The organism is Bacillus sp. 007/AIA-02/001, from assembly GCF_004634455.1.
In the GTDB taxonomy this organism is placed as follows: Bacteria; Bacillota; Bacilli; order Bacillales; family Bacillaceae_G; genus Bacillus_A; species Bacillus_A cereus.
Genome location: NZ_SEIY01000023.1, coordinates 1 through 21,205 on the forward strand (window position 1 = coordinate 1; position 21,205 = coordinate 21,205).

Consider the following 21,205-nt stretch of genomic DNA (forward strand, 5'->3'; position numbering starts at 1 on the left):
ACCGCTATTTAGTAATTCTACACATGTATGACTACCAATATATCCTGCTCCACCTGTTACAAGTATTGCCATAATTATAGTCCTCCATATTTCATTCATTATAAACTTCTCAAAGTATATCACATATTTCTTATCCTATGTTTAACATGCGAACACAGAAACTTACATTTTATCCCATAATAATTTTATAACATATACGATTCTAATCAGGTAATAAAAAAATGCCACATAATAAAAATTATGTGACGTTTTTTATTAAATTACGTAACAATATACACTTAGAAAATGCGCAAGACTACCTAATAATACAAAAACATGAAAAATTTCATGATGCCCCATATATTTAAACTCTAACCATTTTGGCTTTGTTCCATAAATAAATCCACCAATTGTATAAAAAATGCCCCCAAGTACTAAGAAAATAATGCCTCCTGTACTTAAATTCTCAGCTAACGGTGCAAAGAATAAAACAATTAACCAACCCATCGTAATATAAATTGCTGTCGATAACCACCTTGGACAATTAAACCAAAACATTTTAAATACAATGCCACAAATCGCAGTTGCATAGACTAAACAAAATAATAGCAAACCACTTGCTGAATTTAATGTAATTAAGCAAAAGGGTGCATATGTACCTGCAATTAATATAAAAATCATAGAATGATCTAGCTTCCTAAAGAAGTATATAACACGTTCATTGGCCACAACACTATGATATACAGCTGACGCCGTATAAAGGACCATCATTCCAATACCAAACAAAATAACAGCTGTAATTGCAGCAAATGATGGCATCTTGATAGAAACTTTCACAAGCATAGCTAATAACGCAATAAATGATAATATCGCTCCACCTAAGTGAGTAAATGCATTAACTGGTTCCCTTACATAAGCATTCATAATAACACCCCTCATATAATTATATGTAGTTTTGATAACTACATGTAATTATATACACATTTCTTTTTAAGGTCAACATTTACAATTCATTTGTTTCGTAATACCATATTTAAAGATATATTAAACATTAAGTTCCACTAAGTTATAAAAGTGAGGGATTCTACGTGGAAAATATAAATGAATTACTTAAGACATTACATTTAGAAAAAAACATTAAACTTGAGGATATTCCAAATGTTGACTTATATGTAGACCAAGTTGTCCAACTATTTGAGAATACTTATGCAGATACAACGAGAACTGATGATGAAAAAGTATTAACAAAAACGATGATTAATAATTACGCAAAAGGGAAACTATTCATCCCTATCAAAAATAAAAAGTATTCAAAAGAGCATATGATTTTAATTAGCCTAATTTATCAATTAAAGGGAGCTCTCTCCATTAATGACATAAAAAGTTCATTAGAAACTATAAATGACTCCTTATTAAATGATGATTCATTCGAATTAAATACGTTATACAAAAATTATCTTGCTCTTACTGAAAGCAATGTCGAAAGCTTTAAACAAGACGTAAATAACCGTGTTACAGAAGTAAATGAGATTTCTTCCTTAGAAGATACAAAGCTAGAAAAATTTCTACTACTAACATCCTTCGTGACTATGAGTAATATGTATAGACGTTTAGCTGAGCAACTAGTGGATGATTTAAAAGAATCATAAATAAAAAACTATCCACCTATTAAAGTGGATAGTTTTTTATTTACTTAATTGCTTCATGAACTTTTAGTTGTTTCCCTTTAATCGTTGTAGTCTTCATGACTTTCAAGACAAGTGGTCCTTTTCCATTTAATATTTCAACGTAAGAAACATTATCTTGTATCGTAATAATACCTATATCTTCTGCTGTAACACCTTTAATTTTAGCAATTGTACCGACGAAATCTACCGCCCTAATTTTCTTTTTCTTCCCGCCATTAAAGTACAGCTTCATAATGCCTTTGTTGATATCTGCATTTTTATCTTTCTTTATAATTGGTTTAGCATGTATCTTTTCTTCAAATGCAGCTTTCTCTTTCATAACTTCTTCTTTTGAAGGTCCAATTGCCTTTGGAATTTCAAATCCAATATACTCCTCAATCTCTTCTAAAAATCTATTTTCATATGGTGTTATAAATGTAATAGCTTTTCCACTATTTCCAGCTCGTCCCGTTCTTCCAGTACGATGTACATAGCTTTCTTTTTCAAGTGGAATATCATAATTAATAACATGTGTAATATTATCAATATCAATTCCTCTCGCAGCTACATCTGTGGCTACTAAATAACGGAATTTTCCTTTTCTAAAATCATCCATGACTTCAAAACGATCTTCTTGTACCATACCACCATGTATTTTGTCACAAGGATAGTTAGCTCGTTTTAATTGTCTATATACATGATCTACATTTTCTTGTGTACGACAGAAAATAATACAGCTATCAGGATTCTCAATCGTTGTTACATCTTTAAGTAGTGAAAGCTTCTCGTCTTCTATCACCTCAAAAAGAGTATGTTCAATTTTATCCGTCGTAATCCCAGCTGCTTTAATTTCAATATGAATTGGTGAATTCATATATGTACGAGACAATTTCTCAACATCTTCTGGAAGTGTTGCTGAAAATAACATCGTCATTCTTTTTGTAGGTAATTCATCAATAATTGCCTCTACTTGATCGATAAAGCCCATATTTAGCATCTCATCTGCTTCATCAATAACTAAATACTTCAAACACTCTAAAGAAAGGGTACCCTTCTCAATATGATCCAACACACGACCAGGAGTACCAACTACAATATGTGTCTTTTGCTTTAATTCTAATTTTTGACGTGCAAATGGAGATTTCCCATAAACTGCCGCAGCCTTAATCCTTTTGAATCGACCTATATTTGTAATATCTTCTTTTACCTGTACCGCAAGCTCTCTCGTTGGTGTTAAAACTAATGCTTGTGGTTTATTCTCTTCCCACTCCACCATTTCACAAAGTGGAATACCAAATGAAGCTGTTTTTCCACTTCCAGTCTGGGACTTCACAACAAGATCCTTCTTTTGTAATGCAACTGGAATAACCTCACCTTGTACTTCTGTTGGATGATCATACCCTAACCCAGTAAGTGCCCTTACAATTTCCTTACTTAATTTATAATCAGAAAAACTTTTTTTACTCATATATTAACCTCATTTTATTCTGTATTATTTTCTTTTTTATCTTTTGTATACGTTACTATCACCCTACTTATTATACTTGAAACCTCACATAAAAAGGTGAATCATGCCAGATTCATCTTTTTATATAGAAACAAACCTTTTCATTTCATATATTGTTCAACTACTTGATAACATCTTTTGCTTGCATTGTTAGCATTAACCTTTTCATAGTATCCTACATCCACTCCAAAAAAATAAAAAGAATACATACAACCTTGTGTAATTATCTTAATTTTTCAACATTTTTCATAAACGAACAATAAAAATAAAAAAACGTTTTAAATTCGTTTTTAACGTTGTTTTTCAGGTATAAAATCTACTTTTTCAAAAAATGTTAAGAAATTCTTTGACTTCTTAATAAAAATAATGTAAATTATCCTATGGACGAACATTTTTAATTAATAAAAATAAAATATTCGTATTTTAGGGGTGTAAACGATGGAAAACGTATTCGACTATGAAGATATTCAATTAATTCCTGCAAAATGTATTGTAAATAGCCGCTCTGAATGTGATACAACTGTCACTTTAGGAAAACATAAATTTAAATTACCTGTCGTACCTGCAAATATGCAAACGATTATTGATGAAAGAATTGCAACTTATTTAGCTGAGAATAACTACTTTTATATCATGCATCGTTTCCAACCAGAGAAACGAATCTCATTCATTAGAGATATGCAATCACGTGGATTAATCGCTTCTATCAGCGTTGGTGTAAAAGAGGACGAATATGAATTCGTACAACAATTAGCTGCTGAGCAACTGACACCTGAATATATCACGATTGATATCGCACACGGTCATTCTAATGCTGTGATCAACATGATTCAACATATTAAAAAACATTTACCAGAGAGCTTCGTTATCGCTGGAAACGTTGGAACTCCAGAAGCGGTAAGAGAATTAGAAAATGCTGGTGCCGATGCAACAAAAGTTGGTATTGGACCTGGTAAAGTTTGTATTACTAAAATTAAAACAGGCTTCGGAACTGGTGGTTGGCAGCTAGCTGCACTTCGCTGGTGTGCAAAAGCTGCAAGTAAGCCAATTATCGCTGATGGTGGTATTCGTACACACGGCGACGTAGCTAAATCTATTCGATTTGGGGCAACTATGGTCATGATCGGTTCTCTATTCGCTGGTCACGAAGAGTCTCCAGGGGAAACAATTGAAAGAGATGGCAAACTTTATAAAGAATACTTCGGTTCTGCTTCTGAATTCCAAAAGGGTGAGAAGAAAAACGTTGAAGGTAAGAAAATGTTCGTTGAGCATAAAGGTTCTTTAGAAGATACGTTAATCGAAATGGAACAAGATCTTCAATCTTCTATCTCTTACGCTGGTGGAACAAAATTAGATGCTATTCGTACTGTAGATTATGTTGTCGTGAAAAACTCGATTTTCAATGGTGACAAAGTATATTAATTCTTAAATTAACTTGAAGGACAAGTATTTTCATGCTTGTCCTTCTTTTTTGTATATAAAAATGAAAAAAATTTTAATTTAACTGAATTTTTTATCATTATATTTTTAGATAGTCTTAAGAAGGAGTATATACGACTTGAAAAATGTAATAGAAAATCGTCTTAATTGCGCAGAGGTACCTGCTGAACTAACATGGGATTTATCCGATTTGTATAATTCTGATGCCGAATAGCATACTGCATTAAACGCATTGGAAAATGATATACAGAAACTTGATTCATTTAAAGGACATTTACATACTAGCTCCCACACTTTATTAAATTGCCTACTTTTAGAAGAAGAACTTTTAATGACGTTAACAAAACTGTACTCATATGCAAATTTAAAAGAATCTACTGATCGTACAAATCCAAGTATTCAAGCGAACTCTTCCAAAATTTCTGCTTTATGGACGAAAGTACATACTGCACTATCCTTTATTCATAATGAAATCCTCATATTCGGCGAAGGAACAATTGAAAAATATTTAACTGAAGAAACAAAACTTGAACCTTTCCGTAAATCGTTACTAGAAATACTACAAAAAAGGCAGCACACACTGCATCCACTGCAGTAGCTCAAATGATTAAAGAGGAAGGACAACCTGCTATTGATCGCTGGTGGTACAATGAAACATGCCGGAGTAGATATGTCAAAACCAGACGCAATCCGTAAAGCTTTTTCTTACGTTGGTTCATTAATTGATAAATTAGAGCATTCTTATCAAGTATAAAAAATAAACCCTCGCTTTATGAGGGCTTATTTCATATTTACTTCCCAAACCGTTTGCGATATCCACATTTCCTGCAAAGTTCTTCAACCGCAACTCTTTTCGAAAATCCATCGACAATGTTTGTTGCTCTTTCACCTTCGATAATGTTAGAAAATGAATCATTATTAATATTCCCAAGGTTAATAATCCCTTCACCATCTAAACAACAAGGAATAACTGTTCCATTCGCTAAAATACCCGCTTGATTACGAAGTCCATGACAGAATCCTTTCCCATCATCCTCTTCTTCATGTAATGCTGGCCACTGGAATTCATAGTCTTGATTAATAAAGACACGTTCTGCAATTTTTATACCTTTTCCTGGTGTAAGCTTCTCTTCAATTTGATAAGATAGATCAAATTCATTTTCAATTATAGATAATAACTCTCTATTTTTCTGGATTTCAGCATTCGTTTTATTATCCTGAGTTAAATTCCATAACCTTAACGATACAATTAAATCTGATTGACTTGTCGCTTCCCTAATGAATGAAAGTATACTCCTTACATAGCCCTCTTTATCTTGCGAACCTGGATGTCCATCAAAACTATGCAGTGAAAAATTCATTTGTCTTAACGCAGGCTTATTTAACAGCCTATGTCTTCTCTTATTAATTAACGTTCCGTTCGTTGTAATATTAACTTTAAACCCTTTTTCATGACTTAAGTCTAATAGTTGATCTATTTTCGGGTGGAGCAACGGCTCACCCTTCACGTGCAAATAAATGTAGTCTGTGTGAGGTTTAATTTGGTCTAATCTTTTAGCAAAATCCTCCACAGAAATGAATTGCTTCTGCCTTTCCGTCGGCGGACAAAAGCTACACGCAAGATTACATACACTCGTAATCTCCAAGTAAAACTTCTTAAACTTCTTCACCTTTAATTCCTCACTTCTCTAACTACTTATACTTTTTCCTCTTCATATTACAGCATATTTTTATGGAAATAGAAACATACTTATTTTAGGAAATCTACATACCATCTAATAATATTTAAAAGACCATCGGTAATTTTTGTCCAATGGTCTTTTTATCCTTTTATATGCAAAGAATAAATTTATTTATGATACGGTTCATCGTAACTATTCTAAATAAGGTTATTTTTTATTATTTTCATAATTAAATTTAACAAAAAAGGTAGTGCCTTCCGATCCTGTTTGAATTTCTATTTTTGCATTATGGCGGGCAGCAATGGCATAACATACACCTAACCCCAATCCAGTTCCATTATCTTTGGTCGTGTAAAACGGCGTACCCAGTTTCTCTAATACTTCAGGCCTGATACCTTTTCCTTGATCCCGCACTGCAAGCACCACACAATTTTGACCTTCCTTGTAAGTGCTAATGGTTAGAACTTTCCCTGTATTCATCGCTTCTAAGCCATTACGATATAGATTCATTAATAATTGCCGTATTTCATTACGATTTAAAAGTAATTCTGGAATGTCATTTGTATCGACTTGAATATATTTATTTTGATTGTACGTATCAATCTTTATTAAAGGAATAATATCGTGGATAATTGAATTTAAATCTAACATCTGCAAATCCGATTTCCTTGTATTACCCATTGAGAGAAATTCAGTAATAATAGAATTGGCACGGTTAAGTTCTTCAATCATTAAATGAAAGTACTTATTATGTTTCTCATAGGTATTCTCTTCTTTTAATAACTGTAAAAATCCTAGTACTGTTGTCATTGGATTTCTAATTTCATGGCTGATACCTGCTGCCATTTGCCCTATTAAATCTATGTTGGATAATCTTTTCAATTCCTGTTCATATTTCTTTTTTTCCGTTATGTTTTTAAAAATACAACAAATACCATCATCATACGGGTATGCAATAACTTCGTGCCAATATTCATCTGCAGTAGAAAGAAATTCGAAATGAACTGTAGTTCGCTCTGACATCGCACGATGAAATTCCTTATACATAACTGTGTCGATTTCACTCGGGAAAACATCCCATATATTCTTTCCTAATACATCTTTTGCTGTTTTTCTTTTCGGAAAATATTGGTGCTTATTTACGTACGTAAATTCCCATTTATTATTTAAAATAAAAAATCCATCCGTAATACATTCAATCACACTTGTAACTTTTTCATTAGCAGCAGCTAGCTCTCTCGTTCGCTCTTCCACTATGCTTTCTAGTTGATCCATATATGACAAATTCGAAAACGTAGGGGCTGTGGCATCAACGATAGATTTTGCTAGTTGAAGTTGAGAATGATCATAATTGTGAGCTTTTCCTTCTTTGCCAACGACGATTACCCCTAATACTTCTCCAATTGAAACCAATGGAATCATCAATAGACCCTTACTATCTATATTTTTTGTTTGAATAACTTCTTGAATCTTGGCTTCATAGCTTTTCTCTGTCCAATCCGCTTCTGTCCAATAACAACCCTTACTTAATTTCGTTGTTTTAATTGTTGTTTTATCTAGCGGATCTAGAAGATGGGCAGTCATATTTTTACTCTCTAAAATCTGTTCTAGGTAAAAAAAGCATTTATCAAAACTCTCCTGTATCGAGGAACACATTGATAAATCACGTGTAACATTTAGTAACAGCTGCTTCTCAGCAATAAGGTTTTCCTTTTGTTTTAAATTATTTGTGTTTTGAATTGCAACCGCAGCCATATTTACATAAGCTTCAACACTTTGAATTTCTGAATCTGTTAAGTTCATCGGAATTCCATAATCAAATAAAAAAACTAGACCAAATAACTCTTGCCCAAATGAGATAGGCAGAGCTAATAAGGACTTAATTTTGAATGCATTAACCGGTCTCGGATCTGGTCGATGATCCTTTGAGGTATCAGGAATATAGATGGTTTTTTTCGTTTCAATAACCTCTTTTGCCAGTAAGTCTATTTCAGGATCAATTACTTGAGTATCGAGCGTTACGCCATTTATAGTCTCTGGTTTTCCTGCAAACCCTCTAAATGTTCCATCTTCCTGGGGTAAATAAATTCCAACAGCATCGCACCTAACAATTTCCTCTGATATCGCCATTGTCACACGCTGCAATACGTCACGTAGTTCTAATTTCGTATTTATTATTTTTGTTATATTTGCGAGTCTAGAATATCTCGTCTGATCACTTACCATTCACATAGCCTCCAATTATAGGCATAATAAAATAAATATGATAATATCAGTGTTTTACATAGAATACATTACTTATGATACGGTTCACCGTGACTAATCTAAGTGCGGTTTATGGACATGGAAAAATAATTCCCCAATCAATATTACTATCATTAAAAATATCTTCTGCATCATTATCTTCTATCCAAGAATTAAAATAATCTTCAACCATTCCCTCAGACATTGTATAATATATACTTACTGGAAAATATTGCTTCCTCTTGATATAATCGATTCTGTACCAATCTTCTTTATCAATAAAGGTTTTATAATTGTACCCTACTTTCAATTTATCTGTTGTCTCTTTCCATTGTTCAATATCACCAATACAATTTTTTATAATATATTTTTGTAACTGTTCACTACTTAGCTGGGCTAATTCACATAGTATTCCGCAAAAACTAATTAAATCATCTGTTTTAACTTCATTTTGATTTGTAATTCCACTTGCGGGGAACTTATACGAAAACAATTCCCTCCATTCTTTGAGATTCTGTAATGTATTCTCCATATTTAATGCAAAATTTTTATCCAAATGGTTTAAATAGTCTTTTGTTAATTTAATTACTTTTTTATGCGTTAACTCTAAAAACTTATCATTTTTCCACTCATTGTATGGAATACTATATAGAAACGCTCTACTACTTGTTAACAATGCATAATATGAAAAATAAGGAATAGCCATTTTTAAATTTTTTTCTTTAGCATAGTTTAATGAGTTTAACATCATACTTGAAGCAAGAATCATTTTTGCACTTAAATAGTTTCTAGTGATCCATTCTGAATTCATTTCTTTGGTCATGCTTTTTTTTATATTAGAACTATGTTTAGCATATATCCATTCACCAAAACCCTTAATTTCTTCCTCTGCAAAATTATTTGGTAAATAATTATACGGGAATGGGTCAGTTTGATACCTTACTAAAAATTGCGACACTATACCGCCTCCTTATCTATATCCATTATATATTAAATGTAATTAAAAAAGGCGCAGATAAGTCATCATATGATGACTTATCCACACCTTTTTCAGTAAAGTAGTTCAGTACCGCATTATTAAATTGAATTTGGATACTATCAATTTTTCGTTCTTCATTAATTGTTATTTCCTTTATTAGCAACGTTACCAAATGCTTCTGCTGTTCTTGCGTAATTGACTGTTTAAATGCTTTATGGAAATTCCCCATGACTTCTTTAATCAATGTTTCATCAATTGTATGTGTCTTTAACGATTGCATTTGTAGTTTAATTGGTTGTAAGCGAAGTTCTACTTGGTCGATTAATTCATTGGTTTTATTCAAGCGTTGCTGCAACTCTATTTTTGTAATGAGATCGTCTTCAAACATCTCCATGGCTCTTTCTTTCTTACGTTGGAGCTGTTCGAGTTCTTTTGCTAGTGTTGCAAATTCGCGCTTTATCGGCTCATCGTTATTAGACCTTTTACCATTCACAGTGTCAACAATGTCTTGAATCAGTTGCTCATTTGTAGCAAGTTGCTGTAGTCGCTCAAAAATGTATGCCTCTGCCTTATCCGCACGAATTGTATTAGAGTTGCAAACTGATGTCCCTTTGTTCTTCCATGCACCACAAGCATAATACTCAATAGTTTTCCTTGTTCCGTCCTTCAGCTTATTGACCGTGCGGCTCACAACCATCCCAGCTCCACATTTTGGGCATCGTAGTACACCTGTAAAGGGGAACGCGCCTCCATGGACACGATTTGGTTTGTGTGATCTTTTCTTTAGGATTTGTTGCGCCTTCTCCCAAGTCACCTGCGAAATGATGGCATCGTGTTCACCTTTTTGAAAAACGGGATTAGGGTTAATATCACCTCTACGCTTATCAGTCCAGTTGCGTCTAACATTGTATCGAATTATCCCAATATACACTGGATTTTCTAAGATAGTCTTAATGGCATTTATCGAGAAGGGCTTGCCTTTTTTACCACGATGCCCTTCTTGGTTAATACGGTTAGCAATTGCTTTGTAACCATTTCCACTTATATAAAGTTCAAAAATTCTACGGACTGTTTGTGCCTCTTTTTCATTAATAACTAATTTCGTATGTTTTCGCTTATTACCATGAGCCGTTATTTCTTCTAAATCGTAACCTAGAACTTGTCCTCCATTCCACTTACCTTCCCTTGCCCTTGCTAACATACCCATTTTTACATTTTCAGAAATTGTGTTGCGTTCAAATTCTGCAATAGCCGCCATCATATGAAATTGAAGTTTACCTGATGACGTTTCTGTTTCATGGTTTTCTGTAAATGATCGAAAACTAATGTAATTTTGATTGAACACTTCAACGATTTTTAGTAAGTCCAAAATATTTCTGGCTAATCGATTAGTTTTCCAAACTAGCACAATATCGAAAAGCTGATTTCTTGCATCGCTTAACATTTGCTTTAATGCTGGTCGCTTCTTAATTGATTTACCACTAATTCCACGATCCGCATACACTTGATGAATGATGTAGCCATTATTCGTGCACCAATCAGACAACAATCGCTCTTGTTCATCTATTGAATAACCTTCTTCTGCTTGTTCTGTTGTTGATACACGAGCATAAATTGCTACTCTTTTAATTTGGACGGTTGAGGAAATCATTGCATTTTGAAATATATCATTTTTCGTTGTTTCTAGTGTCTGTTGGTTTATCATCTTCTCCTACTCCTTCTGTAAGTTCCTTAGTAATGTAGCACTCACACATCTCTGCTAATATTTCAATGAATGTCATATTCACACCTCACAATTTCTGCTAACTGTCATTAGTAAATATTAATTATCTAGTGTTCACTCACGAATTCTTTATACCTTTCCGTGATATTTTAGAAACTTCAAAAGGTGTTGATGTTTGATAAATAAACCGACCATCAAATTCAATGCCATATACTTGCACACCATTTTTAGTGTTTTCTTCACCTTTGATTACTCTACGGGTATGATACTTATTTTGTTTTGAATCTTTTTCTTTAATAAGCACACCCATTGCATCGAGTTCCCTTAATACAACCTTTACATCACTAAAACCATTTTCAAATAGCAGCCTTTTAAAATCACTGGACAAAATGTAAGCTTGTGTTTTCTTATTTTTCTTATCAATATCAATTCGTCCCCAAATCGTTTGGTTTTCGGGATTCCCCTCTTTATTAATATAGAAATGCTTTTGATTTTTTAATAACCACTCTCGCATCATCTCATGAACCTTTGGACCAATTAAACGTTCTTCTAGAGACTCTTTTTCTTGAAGAACTAATAGCTCACGAATTGCTTCAATGTCTAAGTTAATTTCAAATACTTCGTTAATTAATTTAGCAGCCATAATAATCAATGCAAACTTTTTACTAATTCGATCATTAAACTTAGAACGAGGTAAAATTAATGACATTTGCTCTGTTTCATATTCCCATGATTTTTGAATAAATGTTTTTGTATAACCTAAAAGTTTTTTCACAAATATTTCTGATGCCTGTCCATAATTATTAGATAAGCTATGATTAATAGCCTTGGCTTGAGTTGCATCATTTGTCCACTGAATGTTTTGGAATTCAAACACTCTTGCACGAATTCCTTCATTCTGATTGACTTGGTCAATTAAAGAACCTTCTCCAGTTGTAATAATTGTAGTTGCCCATGAGGCCCTCGCCCGCTGTACACTATCTTTATTTAAACGTGCCTTTTCTAAATTTTTTGCCCATGTATAAAGGACATTTACAAGCTTTTTTGTGCCCATTGTTGTTAATGAAGTTTCATCACAAACAATAGGCATACCATTATTATTTGCAATTACCTTAGTCAAAGCGTTATCTGTACCATTAAAGCTTTGGATAAGGGATTTTGGACCTTCTTTAGGATCACCAAATCCAGAAACTGCTACCATCGCTGCTGTTGTTTTACCCGTTGTGCTATTACCGCAAATGTGAAAAATCAACGAATCTGAATGAATATTCAAAAACTTATTGATATACCCAACCAGTACTGCTGAAAATCCCATACTTAACGCTAATTCTAATGATGGATTCCCAACAACATACTTTTTAATCGTTAACAACCATTCATCAAGTGTCCCTTTTGGAAAAATGTTATATTCCCCTACATACTTGGACGGTTGATTTTGTAAAGATATTAATTGATTTTGACTAAAATAATGATTTTTCCCATCTAACATCCAACCAACTTGCTCATGCATTTTATCAATGGATAATTCGTATTCTTGTTCAATTAAGTAAGAAATAATGACTTTTGTTTTCCAAGTTGCTACATCAGCACCTTTAGCCATAAGTACATTAAATTTTTGTTCCGTCACATCTTTTCGACTTATAACGTCGCTTTGCCAGCCATCATTACAGTAAAATGTTAATTCCCACAAAATCTCACCTGTATCAATTTTTCGGTATGATTTGGATAAGTAGATTGCTCTACCTATCCAACCCCATGTTTTTTTATCTTCAAACCACTTGTATACACCTGTTGAATTACATTGATAATTCTTGGTTACAATATTTAATGTCATCTAATCCACCTTACAACCTAATTTGACATATAGAATTACTCGACCTTGTTGTTTATAGTAGCCCTCGCTAAATGAAATACTAGTTTTATTAGAGAAATCCAAATTAAATTGTTTAATTATAGCTTCTACAAGACCCGTATTATAAACAATTGTACGGTCATTTTTAAAACTACCCTTATAACTGGAAACATTTAATTCATCCGCATTACATAGCACTAAATATGCTCCTGTGAAACCAACTGAAAGTCGAGTTGGATTATTTAATTTTGCAGTGGCATCCTTTGTCAGTCTAATGCTAGTGCCTGTATCAGCTTTAACAATACTTAAAAAAGATGCCCCCCTATTACCAACACTAGAGAATGCTTTTACTTTTGTAGATAGAAATTCTTCTAACTGTTCATCTAATTCTTTTTGGGCTGTAGGGCTCACAGTAAGACCAACATTTTTGAGTACTTGTTTTGTTGACTTTGACCCAGATGCACCATCTTCTTCGAGCTCTTCACCTTCCAACCCAAGGTCACTATCTTCTTCGAACTCTTCATCTTCCAACCCAAGGTCACCATCTTCTTCGAGCTCTTCATCTTCCGACCCAAGGCCATCGTCTTCTTCGAGTTCTTCATCTTCCAACCCAAGGTCACCGTCTTCTTCGAGTTCTTCATCTTCCGACCCAAGGCCATCACCTTCTTCGAGTTCTTCATCTTCCAACCCAAGGTCACCGTCTTCTTCGAGTTCTTCATCTTCCGATCCAAGGTCACCATCTTCCTCGAGTTCTTCATCTTCCAACCCAAGGTCACCATCTTCTTCGAGCTCTTCATCTTCCGACCCAAGGCCATCGTCTTCCTCGAGTTCTTCATCTTCCAATCCAAGGTCACCATCTTCTTCAAAAAGAAATTCTTCATCGTTAGTAACATTTTTTTTTGCAAATTCGTTTTGATTATGTTTCTTTTTTCGTTTCATCTTAAACATCCCTTCTGTATTTATCCTGCAGAATATTGTCTACACAAATTAGAATACAGCGGACTGTCCTAACAATCTTTGTTCATTTTTAATGATTGAATTATGACCAAATCATTTTAATACAAAAACCCCCGTATTTTAACTGTAGAGGCAGGTCTACATAAATTAAAATACAGGGGCTCATTAGAGATCTTTATTCATTTCAAAAGTTAGATTATGTTCAATACTCTAAAATAATTTGCTCAATTGGCATTTCCTTAAATTGCTCGTCTTCTGAGTGCCTAAAGTCATTAGCTAATTTAATAGTAGAAGAATGTTTTGAAACAATATCTGTTAAATTTACATATAACTCATGCAAAAGGCTATCTCTATCCAGTTCTGTTAAATAAGGATATTTACTAACCGAATAAATATCTACAATTATTTTTGCTAAATCTTTTTCTAACATTAACAAATACTCCTGTTTGTTATCCTCTAGAAATAAATTACGAATAATATTATATCTTTCTTTGTTTATCTCTACTTCTATTTTTAATGCATTAATTTTCAATAAATACATTTCTTTCCTTTTACCATTAAAATGTAATTCAATCAAAGATTCTAAAGTATCGAAATATTGTTTTATTAATGTTGAATTAACAGCATCATATTTTTCATTTTTCATTTTACTTAAACTTTGCTTTACATTTAATTCTTCTAATTGTATTAATTTTTCTGCTGCCTCCACAGTAAATTCAAAGTTACCCTCTCCTGTTTTGAAATCCTTTATTTGAAGATCGATACTCGCTAATTTATTATTACAATTTCGAACAAAAGTAGAATGTGTATTATTTAATCGGTCTGGGTCACATTCTTGATTCGCCAATTTCAGTTTAAGTTGCACAATTTGCGACATATTTAAATATTTCATATAATCACCTCTAATTTTTAATATCCCCCCTTTCCCCCTATTTTTCAAGGATTATACAAAAAAATATATCAATTTCAGTTACTAATTTATAAATTAAACACTATACCTGTTAATTCATTACTTTTGGACTTAACCTGCATATTCCATACTCTCATGTTCTAAAAAACAAACCCTTTTAAATAAATACTCATTTAGGAAAGCCTTCCTAAATGAGCAAGTTATCATTACTAATAATCTCATGTAAAGGCATTATTATATGGTCTATTTAACCCATTACCCATATTTTCAGATGAATCCCCTTATATTTTACAAATCAATTAATTAAATGCTTTTTGTTAATATAGGATCAAGAACTGCCTATTTCTATTTTTATCTCAGCACCTTTCCCTTCTAACAAAAAAGCTATAAATGCTTTACTTTGCATTTATAGCTCTTATTTTTCAACCATATCGATAATATTTTTAAGTGTGCATTTAGTACATAGTTGATAACAATGTAAGCATGGATATATTTTCAAGCCTTTCACCCTCTTTGATTTAATATTTCATGTTATTATTTTTGATGATTTCTTTCGCAACCTCAGTTGCCACTGCAATCACAACCGGTACAACTACTTTCTGCCACATTCATTTCACCTCCTTATAATCCAGCTTGTTCTTTCAAATATGAGATATAGTGTAAAAGCAATTGTTGATCATAAAAGCTCTCTACACTATCAATTGCCATTCTGACATCGGTTTCGTTAATTTCAATTTCTTCTGTAACAATCTCATCCATAAGCCTTTCTACAAATGTTTCTTCATCCATCAATTCTTCGTATTCGTTGTTATAGCCCTTATACTTACGATAGTACGTCTCATTATCAATAATTACTCTATGAAATTTAGCATCCATATGCTCATACCCTCCATCCTTGTAGCTCATAGTTGATAAATCATCTAACGATTTTGTCATACTCCTGTGTTTTCTCATCAAATATTGCAATATACATATCTCATTGTCCTTTCCATTGATAAAAATAATAGACAAAGCCTCAACCGTTTTATTTGGTGCTGCAAGAACACTTAACGGAATTAAAGCTTTGTCTATTTCATCTTTATATAAATAAATTTTTTCATAAAATAAATCATTAGTCTTTAGTTGGATATTGATTTGTTATTATTTGAGCATTCTCATCATTAGGTTGTTTCATTGCTACCTCCAACAACTTCATCCATTTCAAAGCATTTTTTTCATCCCCATAATATAGTTCCCGTGGCAGTAAATAGCTTGCTACTACAATTTCAATATATGGACGTTCCATGTCATTTACAGTAACAATCAATTTTGCCGAAAAAACCTTTTTTTCTTCTATAGATTTTCTTTCACCACTTACCCCGCCTATTATTGCTCCTATGCCACCGCCTATTATTCCACCTACAATTGCACCACCTATACTTGTACCTCTTGACGTGGAGACAGTGGTTCGACCATCTATTTGCATTTCACATCCAAGAATCTCATGATAATCATAAAATCTCTTCTCTTGCCCTGTTACATACCAAAAACCCTTTTTCTTTTTATCAAAAATAAATTGATAATAACCTTTTTGCCAATCTATACAATCCGTTACCTCGCCTCCCCTACTAGTAATATCTTCACTGACCACATTCTTAGCACTTTTTCTATCCCGACTTGAAATAAAAAGATATCCTATTATAACTGCAATTATAATGACTATTATCATTCTAGCTTTACCTCATCCTATTCAAAGTATGAATCTGCTTTTACCGATCCTTCTGGTTTTGGCGAATCAATATCCTCAATACCCCTATCTTCTTCAAAATACGAGTCTGCCTTTACTGATCCCTCTGGTTTCAGGGGAGCTACTTCCTCAACATTTCTATTTTCCTCAAAATACGAGTCTGCCTTTACTACCCCCTCTGGTTTCGGAGGGGCTACTTCTTCAATGTTTTTGTCTTCCTCAAAGTATGAATCTGCCTTTACTGACCCTTCTGGTTTCTCAGTTTCTTGATTATTATTATTTGGAGGTTCTTCCTGCTGTTCTAATTTGTCATTAGTCATACCATATATAGAATGTAACATTCCAGCTAGTTCAAGTTCGTTCTGTTGTATGTCATTTAACGCCAGCGCCTTTAATTTGAATGTATTATCATCTTTATTTATTACAAATTGAACTTTAGCCTTCACTTCCTGCTCACGATATAAACAATTACCTGTAAACTCAACTATCTCTTCATTATCCTTTGACGTAAAATACTTCCATTTAGGGTTTTTAAAAAATTTATGAAATGCTTCTTCTATAGCCATTGAATCATAATTAGGAAGCTTAGAGGATTTAATTTTTTGTACATACTCATGGTCTTTTGTAGTTGCTATCGCAACCTCTTCTTTTACCTGCTTATCAGCTTTATTTACTGCTTCATCTACATCATCACCACTACACCCTGTCACTAATAAAACAGAGCTTACAAAAATGCTACCCACAATTTTTTTCATTTTTTCTCCTCCATTGAATTCCAATCACCTGTATCTATCCCCTTAATCACTTGAACTAAATACCATTTTACAAACATTTACATTCTATTATTTCTGAATACCGATTTATACATATTATCCAATTATTACAATTAAATTTATATAAGATATAAATTTATACGAATTTAACTATATATTTTGAAGCTTTTTTTCAAAATAATTATTACTTCTTCCCTCAAGATTTTAGGCTCTAAAATTTCTACCATAGGCAATGATTTTAGCACCCACTGTTTGATTCCATTTGAAAATCCTTTTACTTCTATAATTGTATCTACTTTACTTTTACTCATCACTTTAGCATTTGGGAACTCTTTCATTACCTCATGAAAGTTAACATTTAAAAAACGCAGACGTACATTTATATATTCCCCCAATGGTTCTGTTGGGAAACCTTTCATTAATTCCCCAACTTCAATTCGATTACGACCAAAGGAAACATTTAGATTATCCTTTATCTTCAAAAAAATTATCTTATCTAAACGATGAATCGTTATGTACTCCATTACATTTCCTTTAGATATTGAAAATAAATAGAAATACTGATTAAAAAAGACGATTCCTATCGGATATAAATGGATTGCGCTCTTTTTACCTCCTAAGTGTGATTTATATTTTATAGCTATCCCTTGTCTCTTATATATTGCCCAACTGATTTTCGAAATCAACTCTAATTGAACATCTTTAAGTTCCAACGAAGGATAGTGAAAAAGCTCATTTTTCAACTGTTCCCGTATCAAACTTCTATTTCCTTCATCTACCATCTTCATCAATTTATCTAATATAGTTATCATTTGTTTTTTTGAAAATGCTCGACTACTAACTAATACCTTACAAATTCCTAACAATTCACCATAAGAAAACCAATATGGACTTTGTTTATACAATATATAGCCATTCTCTCTTCGACTATATTGAAGGGACATAGAAAGGTTCGGTTGCTCTAAATAATGCTTTATTTCAGCAATATCCCTTTGAATAGTCCTACAATCTACATTAAACCTTATTGCTTCATTATTTTTATTGATTACCTCTCCCTTATGTATTCGTTCGTATAATGAAAGTACCCGAAATGTCTTTTCATTGAATATTCCTACCATATCCCCCATTCCTTCTCTTGTTCACTTGTTTAAAAATTATATTGAAAACAGGTAGACAATATATGTCCACTTACCTGTTTTCTGTAAAATTTATTTTCTAAATAAAATTAGCTCCTGATTTTTTAATCAGGAGCTAATTAAACTAACTTTTCAATCTTCCGTTTTTACATATCCTTTTCATCTACTACAATATACATATTTATTTTTCCCAATCAACAACTTCTGAATTTTTCAACCAAATTATATATAATCGTTCTTTTGTAGATGGATGAATAGGAACAATTGACATCCACTCATTCAAGTTTTTATCCATGAAAATTATTACTTGAAACAAACATGGATCTGGTAAACTTTCATAAACAGCTGTTGGAAACATATCCATATCTAATTCATCTCGATAATGCTCTATGTTCTCCCATCCAACTTCCTCTTCTCTAGCTATTACACTAAATTTAGACCTCAACATATTACAAAAACCTTCTAACTCCAAGTCCATTTTTATCTCCTCCTTATAAATAGAAAAAGCCCTAATCTCAGTTAGAGATTAGGGCTAATGAAGATCATTCATAGTTATGATATATACTTTAAAATTTCTTTATTACGCCTAAAACAATGAAGTTGGAACTAATCGGAGGAACAATTCAAGAAGCCACTGATAAATTCTTGATTGCCTGTCGACCTATCACCCCTATGACGGAGCAATCTAAAAAGGCTTAAAACATCTATAATGCTTTAAGCCTTTCCATCCTCTTAAATCAATTATTCAGATTACAACTGCCCCACAATTAACAAAATGTAACCACATACTTGATTATTTGCAAAATGAATTTAATATCATAATTCCTTAAAAAGGTAAAATCCAGTTCAAACTAGCTTTTTACCTTTTTATAATATTTAATTATTTATTCAGCGATTCTCTCCATTCCGCCATATCAATAATAAGTTCGCTAAAATCCTTATTGAATGGATATTTCTCTGATAGCTGATCCGAATACTCTCTTTCTAACCTTTCCCACTCCTCACTCAAATGAGTAAAAGCTATTATACATTCGTCTAATGATTTTTTAAAGTTATCCATACATTCTCTTCCCTTCTACAACGTAATTTCATACTAAATTAATTATAATAAACTGCCCCTATTTAAGATACGCTTCATCTTTATTTTTTCCAAAGCAATGGCTTAAATTGTATACAACCACCCTTTTGTAGATGGATGAATAGGAACGATCAACATCCAATCATTCAAATTTTTATCGGTGAAGATTATCACTTAAAACACATATGGTTTAGATAAACTTTCATAAACAACTATCGGAAATACATCTAATTCATCTTGATAATACTTGGTATTCCCCCCGACCAATCCCTTCTGCTTTAGTTACTGCATGGAATTTAGAATTTATTAGGCTACAAAAACCCCCTAATTCTAAATATGAAAAATCCTAGCCTCTAATTAAGGCTAGGACAAATATTTATTTTTTATTAGTTTTAAGTTACTGTCATAATTGAATTAGAATTAATAAAGAGTTACCTGTGTTACTACTATGTCTTTAACTGTAAGATACCTATCCTACCCAAATTCCATGAACTTTAACAAAATACCCTTTGCTCTTCTAGATAGAAAAAATTAATTATTCAAGAGTGGGTTTTTGCTGCTTTGTAAAATAGGAATCCGGTACATGCTTCACCACTATGCTCTCAAGCATATCTAAGGTTTGAAGCCCTATCACGTAGTCTGAACAATTATGAATTTTAATCATATCAGACTGTCTTCCAATCCAACCCGCACCATCTAGAAGATTTACAAAAGCAATATTCTTATTGTTTTTGATATTATGCATTCTAATTGTTTGGGATGTCACAACTTCATCCCTGCTTTTTGTTGTCATTCCGCTCCCTGTTGTAATTTGATAGCTGGATTCAATTATTACGTAAGGATCTTCTTTATTTGGTATCACAAAATCCATATTTCTTTCAATCCAATTTACTACCTGTTCTCTTTCATATCCTACACCGTATTTTTCTTTAATTTCTTCGAGCTTTTTCATTATGGTAAACTCTACCCTATCCCCTACATCATTATTATACTTTCCATCTTGCCTTGCCTTTATTAATCTTTTTAATCTATCTTTATCTTCAATTTGTTTCATTACATTTTGATCTAAGGTTAAATAATCCAAATAATTCCTCGGAATATATCGCTTATATGTTTCATTATTCTTTCCATCTAATAACAATAAACATATTTTCTCAGCAAATTCCTTATTCTGAATTATTTCCCTCCTTATTTTCCTTAAATCCCATTCAGTTTTTACTTCCGCCTTATCCCAAATTCTAATCATAGTTACTATTCGTTTGAATTTTTCACTGGATAACCCTATTAATGAGAGTATATCCATTAATGAATCCTCATAAGTAGATATATATAACATTAGTCCTTCTTTAGTATTAATTCCCGATATACTCTTATATAAGTCCTCTACCTTTTTATCTATTAATTTATTAAATTCTTCCTCAAAAGCAGCATCAACATAAAACATTGTCATTCTTTTCTTATATTCTTCAAATGAATATTTTTTTGGTTGTAACATAAAATCCCTCCAATGTATATAAATAACTAGTTTTAGTATACATCGAAGGGATTGCAT

20 protein-coding genes and 1 pseudogene are annotated in these 21,205 nt (G+C 32.5%); 4 read left to right on the forward strand and 17 right to left on the reverse strand.

The genetic code is table 11. From position 1 onward, the window contains the following. Together ES895_RS26180 and trhA are read right to left on the reverse strand one after the other, a co-directional pair. On the reverse strand, positions 1-72 hold a 72-nt coding region (locus ES895_RS26180), incomplete at its 3' end, for an NAD-dependent epimerase/dehydratase family protein (protein ID WP_135238493.1). Between the two features lie 183 nt (positions 73-255). Continuing rightward, positions 256-903, reverse strand: coding sequence for a PAQR family membrane homeostasis protein TrhA (gene trhA / locus ES895_RS26185; RefSeq protein WP_000995363.1), 648 nt, complete (start codon positions 901-903; stop codon positions 256-258). A gap of 164 nt (positions 904-1,067) precedes the next feature. Here trhA and ES895_RS26190 point away from each other — a divergent pair, with 164 nt between their 5' ends. After that, positions 1,068-1,628: a DUF1836 domain-containing protein gene (locus ES895_RS26190; RefSeq protein WP_000427884.1), complete on the forward strand. Its 561-nt coding sequence runs from the start codon at positions 1,068-1,070 to the stop codon at positions 1,626-1,628. Positions 1,629-1,668: 40 nt separating this feature from the next. Here ES895_RS26190 and ES895_RS26195 read toward each other — a convergent pair whose 3' ends face one another. Next, positions 1,669-3,114: a DEAD/DEAH box helicase gene (locus ES895_RS26195; RefSeq protein ID WP_000039343.1), complete on the reverse strand. Its 1,446-nt coding sequence runs from the start codon at positions 3,112-3,114 to the stop codon at positions 1,669-1,671. A gap of 477 nt (positions 3,115-3,591) precedes the next feature. Between ES895_RS26195 and guaC the strand changes: the two genes are divergently transcribed. From guaC to ES895_RS26210, 3 genes and pseudogenes are all read left to right on the forward strand, one after another. Beyond that, positions 3,592-4,575, forward strand: coding sequence for a GMP reductase (guaC, locus tag ES895_RS26200; RefSeq protein ID WP_000432447.1), 984 nt, complete (start codon positions 3,592-3,594; stop codon positions 4,573-4,575). Between the two features lie 136 nt (positions 4,576-4,711). Next, a pseudogene (locus ES895_RS26205) lies at positions 4,712-5,182 on the forward strand (oligoendopeptidase F); the annotation flags it as partial. A gap of 60 nt (positions 5,183-5,242) precedes the next feature. Further along, positions 5,243-5,347 (forward strand): oligoendopeptidase F, encoded by a 105-nt coding sequence (locus ES895_RS26210; protein WP_193418558.1) that lies wholly within the window; start codon positions 5,243-5,245, stop codon positions 5,345-5,347. Between the two features lie 37 nt (positions 5,348-5,384). Here ES895_RS26210 and ES895_RS26215 read toward each other — a convergent pair whose 3' ends face one another. The 14 genes from ES895_RS26215 to ES895_RS26280 form a co-directional block, all read right to left on the reverse strand. Continuing rightward, positions 5,385-6,263 (reverse strand): radical SAM/SPASM domain-containing protein, encoded by an 879-nt coding sequence (locus ES895_RS26215; RefSeq protein WP_000713633.1) that lies wholly within the window; start codon positions 6,261-6,263, stop codon positions 5,385-5,387. Between the two features lie 219 nt (positions 6,264-6,482). Further along, a complete protein-coding gene (locus ES895_RS26220; protein ID WP_061655700.1) occupies positions 6,483-8,501 on the reverse strand; it encodes a GAF domain-containing sensor histidine kinase in 2,019 nt (672 codons plus the stop codon). Between the two features lie 109 nt (positions 8,502-8,610). Beyond that, on the reverse strand, positions 8,611-9,477 hold the full coding sequence (locus ES895_RS26225) for a hypothetical protein (RefSeq protein WP_135238755.1): 867 nt from the start codon (positions 9,475-9,477) through the stop codon (positions 8,611-8,613). A 25-nt stretch (positions 9,478-9,502) separates the two neighbouring features. Continuing rightward, positions 9,503-11,203, reverse strand: a complete 1,701-nt coding sequence (locus tag ES895_RS26230) for a recombinase family protein (RefSeq protein ID WP_240690245.1) — start codon at positions 11,201-11,203, stop codon at positions 9,503-9,505. Positions 11,204-11,339: 136 nt separating this feature from the next. Next, positions 11,340-13,055, reverse strand: a complete 1,716-nt coding sequence (locus ES895_RS26235) for a DUF927 domain-containing protein (RefSeq protein ID WP_135238756.1) — start codon at positions 13,053-13,055, stop codon at positions 11,340-11,342. Then, positions 13,056-14,012: a hypothetical protein gene (locus ES895_RS26240; protein WP_135238757.1), complete on the reverse strand. Its 957-nt coding sequence runs from the start codon at positions 14,010-14,012 to the stop codon at positions 13,056-13,058. Between the two features lie 220 nt (positions 14,013-14,232). Then, positions 14,233-14,922: a hypothetical protein gene (locus tag ES895_RS26245; RefSeq protein ID WP_135238758.1), complete on the reverse strand. Its 690-nt coding sequence runs from the start codon at positions 14,920-14,922 to the stop codon at positions 14,233-14,235. A gap of 639 nt (positions 14,923-15,561) precedes the next feature. Continuing rightward, positions 15,562-15,876: a hypothetical protein gene (locus tag ES895_RS26250; RefSeq protein WP_135238759.1), complete on the reverse strand. Its 315-nt coding sequence runs from the start codon at positions 15,874-15,876 to the stop codon at positions 15,562-15,564. Positions 15,877-16,051: 175 nt separating this feature from the next. Then, positions 16,052-16,648 carry a hypothetical protein gene (locus tag ES895_RS26255; protein WP_135238760.1) on the reverse strand — a complete coding sequence of 199 codons (597 nt, stop codon included), beginning with the start codon at positions 16,646-16,648 and terminating at the stop codon, positions 16,052-16,054. 17 nt (positions 16,649-16,665) lie between these two features. Then, positions 16,666-17,421, reverse strand: coding sequence for a hypothetical protein (locus ES895_RS26260; protein WP_135238761.1), 756 nt, complete (start codon positions 17,419-17,421; stop codon positions 16,666-16,668). A 164-nt stretch (positions 17,422-17,585) separates the two neighbouring features. Continuing rightward, complete coding sequence (locus ES895_RS26265) at positions 17,586-18,566, reverse strand: helix-turn-helix transcriptional regulator (protein ID WP_135238762.1); 981 nt, start codon at positions 18,564-18,566, stop codon at positions 17,586-17,588. A 190-nt stretch (positions 18,567-18,756) separates the two neighbouring features. Next, entirely contained in the window at positions 18,757-19,053 is a 297-nt protein-coding gene (locus ES895_RS26270; RefSeq protein ID WP_135238763.1) for a hypothetical protein, read from the reverse strand. A gap of 402 nt (positions 19,054-19,455) precedes the next feature. Next, complete coding sequence (locus ES895_RS26275) at positions 19,456-19,635, reverse strand: hypothetical protein (protein ID WP_098212002.1); 180 nt, start codon at positions 19,633-19,635, stop codon at positions 19,456-19,458. A gap of 553 nt (positions 19,636-20,188) precedes the next feature. Further along, complete coding sequence (locus ES895_RS26280; RefSeq protein ID WP_167754536.1) at positions 20,189-21,148, reverse strand: DpnII family type II restriction endonuclease; 960 nt, start codon at positions 21,146-21,148, stop codon at positions 20,189-20,191. Between the last annotated feature and the right edge of the window lie 57 nt (positions 21,149-21,205).